Source organism: bacterium (assembly GCA_040753555.1).
Lineage (GTDB): Bacteria > UBA9089 > UBA9088 > UBA9088 > UBA9088 > JBFLYE01.
Genome location: JBFMDZ010000117.1, coordinates 1 through 6,712, shown reverse-complemented (window position 1 = coordinate 6,712; position 6,712 = coordinate 1). Strand labels below are relative to the sequence as shown.

The window sequence follows — 6,712 nt, the reverse complement described above, 5'->3', positions numbered from 1 at the left end:
GCATTAAAACAGAAGTTATTGGAGTATATTGAATATTACAACAAAAAAGCAAAACCATTTGCATGGACATATGCAGGAAAACCTTGTAAAATATAACATACCTTATTTAAGGGACAGCACACTAGTTATTTTAGTTCGGATAATATTAGTTGTCCTGGTTGTCTTATTAAGAAAAGCAAAAATGGGAAAATTCACTATTCCCATTTAATTCTTCAAGGGGTTTTAATCCATCCTGATATTCGCTATGTAATCCCTATTGCTCCAGAGCCTGTAAGAAATACAGATGGCTATAAAAAACAAGATTGTGAATTTAATGCTATTTTTTTTATTATCTGCAAAAGTTTGTTGACAGCAATTTTATTACTACATATAATGTATTTAGGATTTGTTTTATGACTATGACAAGGTTTTTTTTATTTTTTTTAGCTTTAAGTTTTATCTCATGCGGAAGAGCTGCTGAGAGGGAGGTTTCTATGAACATAAGAAAAGCTGCGGTTTCTGGTGGGTTTTACCCTGAGGGTGATGCCTGTAGGGAGATGGTAAAGGAATTTCTAGACAAAGCAACAAGGACAATTTCTCCTAAAATAAGGGGTATTGTTTCTCCACATGCAGGCTATGTTTTTTCAGGTCTTTGTGCAGGATGGGGGTATAAGCAGATAGAAGGAGAGGATTATAAGACAGTGATAATCCTTGGAATTTCACATCAATATCCCATTAACAATTCTGTAATCTCATCCTTTGATGGATATGAGACGCCCCTTGGGACTGCATCTATCAATAAAGAGATGGTAGAGAAGATAATGGAACTTGATAAGGATGTATCACACCTTCCTCAAGCAGAGGCAAGGGAGCATTCAATTGAGGTGCTGATTCCATTTATTCAAGTAATATTGCCTGAAGCAAAGATTGTTCCAATCCTTGTTTCTGGTGATGAAAAAGGTTTGTCCAATCTCGCCATTGCCCTATCAAAGGTTATAGATGATGACACATTGATTGTTGCCTCATCTGACCTTTCCCATTATCCAGGATATAGTGATGCAAAAATGGTTGATAAAGAAACAATAGAAAAAATAGTAAATTTTGATGAAAAGGGGCTAATTGAGGCTGAAATGAATGTATATTCCTCTGGTATTCCTGGTCTTGCAACATACCTTTGTGGATTCTATCCTGTCCTTGTTCTTATTAAGACAATGAAGATACTTGGAATAGATAAGGCAAAGGAAATCCTCTATTACAATAGCGGTGATACACCATATGGAGAAAAGGATAGGGTTGTTGGATATGGCTCTATCTGCTTTTATAAAGAGGGCTATCTTACAAATAAAGAAAAAGAAAGGCTTTTATTTATTGCAAGAGAAACCCTAAATTTATACCTTAAGGATGGAAAAATACCAGAGTTTAAAGAAGAAAATCCGAAGATGCTGGAAAAATCTGGGGTATTCGTTACCCTTCATACAAAAGAAGGCCATTTGCGGGGATGCATTGGCTATATCCTTCCCATAAAGCCATTGTATCAGGCTATTATTGATAATGCAATAAGTGCCGCTGTTTCTGATTATAGATTTCCCCAAGTAACATATTCAGAGCTTGCCAGTCTTAAGATTGAGCTTTCTGTTTTAACGCCACCAAAAAAGATTGGAACATATACAGAGATCATCCTTGGAAAGCACGGCATTGTCCTTTCAAAAAGCGGAAGGTCTGCTGTTTTTCTTCCCCAGGTAGCCCCTGAGCAAAAATGGACATTGGAGGAGACATTAACCCATCTCTCTTTGAAGGCAGGTTTGCCTTCTGATGCATGGAAAAAAGATTGCCAATTTGAGGTTTTTGAAGCAGAGGTCTTTGGGGAGGAATAATTACTTAAGCATTTCCTTTGCAAGTGTATTTTCCTTATCAATTTTTAAAGCAATTTCAGATAACCGCTTATAAATATTGTTGAATAAGATTAAGAATAATACAACCAAGTATTCCTGCTAGTATATCATCTGCCATAATTCCAAGACCACCTTTAAGCCTTTGGCTTAAGCGAATGGGAAATGGTTTTATAATGTCTAATAGCCTAAAGATAAAAAATCCTAAAATAAGATTAATGGTTGAATTAGAAATCCCAATCATTGTTATCAAAAAACCAGCTACCTCATCTATGACTATCCTCCTATCATCCTTTATCTTTGAGGAATCTTCGGCAATATCTGCTATTTTTATGCCCAGAATTGTAATTGCCATTGTTATAATTAAATAAGCGGTTTTTTGGGGGCTTAAAAGGAGAAATATTAAAACACCAATCAATGTTCCAAATGTTGCAGGGATAATGGGCATTTTTCCCAATCCAAAGCCATAGGCAAGAAGCAGAATAAATTTTTTCATAGGTTTATAGCAATAATGGCTATGACAAAGAGGATAAGGAGGAGGATGATATAGATAAGGGTATTTGGCCCAAAAAGGATTATTGAAGGTCTTGTTCTGGGATTGAAATTTTTTATAATGTTTGCTATCTCAGAATCTTCAAAACCAAGAAATCTGGCGTAACCCCTAATTACCTGGCTGGCAGATGAGATTTTTGGAAAAACAGATATATCGTCATTCTCAATTGAGGTAAGATACCTTTTTGAGATAAGCGTCCTCCTTTCTATCTCATCAAGGGTTAATCCCATACCCTCCCTTTTTTCTTTAAGGATTCCTCCTATTTGCATATGTTTAGCTGTTTCAAAAATCCTTTTTGCCATTTTTCCTCCTTTTCTATATTTTAAATCATCTTTACCTCCTTTTACAAGCAAAATGACAAGTTAAAGAGGGGGAAGATTGATAACAAATAAAGATTTTTCTTGCAAAATTTCTAGAAAATGTGATATTCTTTTTAAAAGGTGAAGAATGGGTAGGATTAGACAAATAATAAATGTCCAGGGACAGAATGCATGGACGCTTTTTAATTCAGAATCCCGAAATACCTACATTACTCCTGATGTTGCAGCACAACTTACTACTATAAACCTTCCTCATCCAACATATACCAAATTGGGAGGCGAGAGAAAAATATCATCTAAGGCTGCTGTATTAGTCGGTGAGATTGAAGGAAAGCCTTTTCATGCAGAAGCCATAGTTATTGATCACATTGGGAATGATGAAGAAGAAAGAACAATAGAAGTCTTTTTGGAGCCCTGGCAATGCAACAATGGGGAATACGATTGATACCAGAGCAAGAAAAATTAGATCTTTCTCATTATTCCACCGAGTTTACTGAGTTTTAGATAAACCTTTCTTTGTATGTGTTCAGGTGCTTTAAAATTCATTCACCTTAAATCCGCAATTATTTCGCTTCCTTCCATGGAATGGGGAAGAATATGCTTTTGTATGTATTAAGGGCAGACATATCAGAAAGGCTTACAATATAATCGCAAACAAGCCTTTCAATTGGTACGCTTTTAAGAAACCAGAATTTCTCATTTATCTTCTCCTGATTTCTTATATAATATGAATATAGCTCTTCAATAACCCTCTTTGCCTTTTCTGCCTCCTCCTGTATCTTTGGATGTTGATATAGGTTTTTGTAAAGATATGCTCTTAAGCTTGCTGTTGCCTCTAAAACCTCCTTTTCCATCCATATATAATCCTTTCCCATACTCTCTGTAATAACAGCCTTTATCATCTTGTTTATCCTCTCTGAGCTTTTTCTTCCCAATAGCCCTATCTCTTCCTTTGGAAGGTCATCAATTGATATAAGGCCTGCCTCCTCTCCATCCTGAATATCATGGTTTATATAGGCAATCTTATCTGAAAAAAGAACAATGGTGCCCTCTAATGTAATTGGCCCTGTTTTTCTAAAATCATAAGCCAATAGGTTATCCTCTCCCAGCGAATGCTTCAATATTCCATCACAAACCTCATGGGTAAGGTTTAATCCAGCTCCATCCTTCTCTAATACCTCTACTATCCTTAAAGATTGTTCAGAATGGTTAAAGCCAAGTGGGCAAACACCCCTTAAAGCATCCTCGCCTGTATGGCCAAATGCAGGGTGTCCTAAGTCATGACCTAGGGCAATCGCCTCTGTTAAATCCTCATTTAGCCTTAAAGCCCTGGCAATTGTCCTTGCAATTTGGGCAACCTCAATCGTATGGGTAAGCCTTGTCCTGATGGATTCTACCTCGGGAAGTAAGAATACCTGTGTCTTGTATTTAAGCTCCCTAAATGCCCTTGAATGGATTATCCTGTCCCTATCCCTCTGGAATATTGTCCTTATCGGGCAAGGCTCTTCCTCCTTTTCCCTTCCCATGCTCTTGCTTGATAGGGTTGCATATTCAGAGAGCCTTTTTTTCTCAAAATCCTCAAATATCTCTCTTATCAACATCGTAAAAAACTTAAAACTAAAAGCGCAAAACTAAAAAATGTGGTTTATATTTTTATAAAATCTTACCACAATTTTTGCTTCGCTTCGCTCGCAAGATACTTCGTATGTGCATTTTTCGTTTTGCATTTTGCATTTTATTTATATCCCACCGGTGCATCAAGAAGAAAGAGTTTTGTAAATAGCTCCCTTTTCCTTGCCTCAATATCCCTCTTGTAGATAAATGCCTCTTTCTTGATATAGCTTTCCACATCGGGATATTCATTTTTATATAAGCCCGTTAGCCCCCTTCTTTTTACAATAAAACCAGCCTTTTTCTCTTTCGTTTTATATATTGGATTTATTATGGGGTTTTTAAGATTTTCCACAATATCTATTGCATATTCCTTAAAGATTTTTGGGTTTTTGGAAAGGATAAGGGAAAAGGAGGAAAAACTAGACACATCCTCGTTTATAGAAATATCCAGCTTTCCCTCAAAAAGGGATTCCTTTATTTTATAATCTGGGATTGTTCTATATTCCACATTTTTAAATAGCTTGATATAATCAGATGGTGCAAGTGGAATGCCTAAAACAGCATTCTCCCTATTTTTGTTATGGAGATGGGAGAGAAATATTGTGCCATTATCTTTCAATATTCTCATAAACTCAGAAGATAAGGTCTTCTTTGCTTCTACAAAATGGAATGAATCCAAAGAGAGGATGGTAGAAAATGTATTATTGGAAAATGGAAGGGAAAAATCTCCATCAAGGCAGATAAACCTTGCCTCCTTACAGAAGAATTTCTTTGCTAAATAAAGGCATGAAAATTGCCTATCAATTGCTGTAATCCTCTCTGGTGCTATCCATTTTGAAAGAAAGAATAAGCTATGGCCTGTGCCGCAGCCAAAATCCAAAATTTCACCCTGCATATCCTTAATAATAAAGGTAAGGGGAATAAAGGATAAAAATGTTGGAGACGAAAACCTATATCTTGTATATTCTGTCCAGAATCTGTAGCCCCAAAGACCCATTGTTGTAAAGAAGCTCATTCTATGTAAGGCTGCCCAGGCAAAAAATAGACTTTTGCTTTCCTTCATCAAAAAGAGAAATGCTGCCTTATCTGGCTTTCCCTTTTTTATATACTCAATCGCTTTGGTTGTTTCATCGCCTTTTTTTAAAATAAGGATGTTTGAAAGAAATGGCCATTGTGAGCAGGAGCATTTAACTATGCCATCCGCCCATTCTATCTCTATTATCTTAAGCTCTCCTCCACAATATGGACAAGATAATCCTTCAAGCTCCATTTAAATAATCTCCTTTTAAGATTAAAAAATTATATCAACGATTATACTTTAAGTCAAAATTTTTTCTTTTATTCATACCGTTGTTGCCGATGTTTTTCTAGATCTAGTGCTTTGTAACGCAAATTCCTAAATTCCCACTACCTTAGACACTATGATTTTTAGTATTTCTATAATTTCTTTCTGTTGCTTTGTTAATTCTTGAATAACAAGCTCATTCTCGTATACTTTGCACTTTAGATTCCTCATAATCAATAGAATCTCTTCCACAGTATATTTATCGTCTATTTCTTTTTTTAATCTCGTCAGATATAATCAGGGCAATAAATATAATCAATAGATACCCACGCAATGTCTTTTCATTATGGACTCTCAAGGGGAGTAATTTTAAGTCATCTTTTGAGAATCCAAAGAGTGCTTCTGCCATATGTCTTAAGTAATATGATGGCACTATGTCTTTGTCTTCTATCTTAAATGAGGAAACAAGTATCATTATTCCCTGATTCATTAGCCCATACTCAATCTCCTCTCTGTTTTCTTCTTCCTCTTCCATAACAGAGAGTAAAAACCTCTTCGTTTCTCGCCCTTTTCTTTCAGGGTCAAGCACAATGTATGCATATGCCTCCCTACCAAATAAATTGATCTTCTTCCTTTTAACAAATAAAGCCCTTTTCCCATATCTTGTTGCATTTTCAAACCTTTCTATCCGATGAGCTTCTTTCTTGATTAGCTCTTTATATAATCTCCTCCCTGATGGTAATCTTGTAAGAAAATCTATCTTCTCATTGTATAATTCCTTGAGGTTATCTTCTGAAAAAACCCAGCATCAATAATGACAAAACTATGTTTAAGCCCTAACTTCCCAAAAATTTAAGTAATAGGTCTTTTATTGCCTTGTTTTAGAATAAAAAATGTAACTATTCAGCCTCTATTATAGGGATATGTTAAATTTTTCTCAATCTTTTTCGTAACTATTCAGTATATCGTATTTTATATGTTTGGCTGTTTTAAAATTCATCCATTCTATAATAAATCCCAAATCCCAAGTTCAAATGTCAAAAAAATGTCCAATTTCCAATGTCCAATATCA

General features: G+C 35.5%; 6 protein-coding genes and 1 pseudogene. 2 read left to right on the top strand and 5 right to left on the bottom strand.

Annotated elements, in window-relative coordinates:
• Nucleotides 1-473 precede the first annotated feature (473 nt).
• Nucleotides 474-1,853 carry an AmmeMemoRadiSam system protein B gene (gene amrB, locus AB1630_09160; GenBank protein MEW6103959.1) on the top strand — a complete coding sequence of 460 codons (1,380 nt, stop codon included), beginning with the start codon at nt 474-476 and terminating at the stop codon, nt 1,851-1,853.
• 67 nt (nt 1,854-1,920) lie between these two features.
• Here the strand turns inward: amrB and AB1630_09155 are convergent, their stop codons facing one another.
• Nucleotides 1,921-2,364, bottom strand: a complete 444-nt coding sequence (locus AB1630_09155; GenBank protein ID MEW6103958.1) for a phosphatidylglycerophosphatase A — start codon at nt 2,362-2,364, stop codon at nt 1,921-1,923.
• Complete coding sequence (locus AB1630_09150) at nt 2,361-2,723, bottom strand: helix-turn-helix domain-containing protein (protein MEW6103957.1); 363 nt, start codon at nt 2,721-2,723, stop codon at nt 2,361-2,363. The genes AB1630_09155 and AB1630_09150 overlap by 4 nt, the downstream gene beginning before the upstream one ends.
• 145 nt (nt 2,724-2,868) lie before the next feature.
• On the opposite strand from AB1630_09150, the gene AB1630_09145 reads away from it, so the two are divergent.
• A complete protein-coding gene (locus AB1630_09145; protein MEW6103956.1) occupies nt 2,869-3,186 on the top strand; it encodes a hypothetical protein in 318 nt (105 codons plus the stop codon).
• Between the two features lie 118 nt (nt 3,187-3,304).
• Here AB1630_09145 and AB1630_09140 read toward each other — a convergent pair whose 3' ends face one another.
• The 3 genes and pseudogenes from AB1630_09140 to AB1630_09130 form a co-directional block, all read right to left on the bottom strand.
• Nucleotides 3,305-4,342: a deoxyguanosinetriphosphate triphosphohydrolase gene (locus AB1630_09140; protein MEW6103955.1), complete on the bottom strand. Its 1,038-nt coding sequence runs from the start codon at nt 4,340-4,342 to the stop codon at nt 3,305-3,307.
• 134 nt (nt 4,343-4,476) lie between these two features.
• Nucleotides 4,477-5,625 (bottom strand): class I SAM-dependent methyltransferase, encoded by a 1,149-nt coding sequence (locus AB1630_09135; protein MEW6103954.1) that lies wholly within the window; start codon nt 5,623-5,625, stop codon nt 4,477-4,479.
• Between the two features lie 274 nt (nt 5,626-5,899).
• Nucleotides 5,900-6,424 (bottom strand): annotated as a pseudogene (locus tag AB1630_09130) (transposase).
• Between the last annotated feature and the right edge of the window lie 288 nt (nt 6,425-6,712).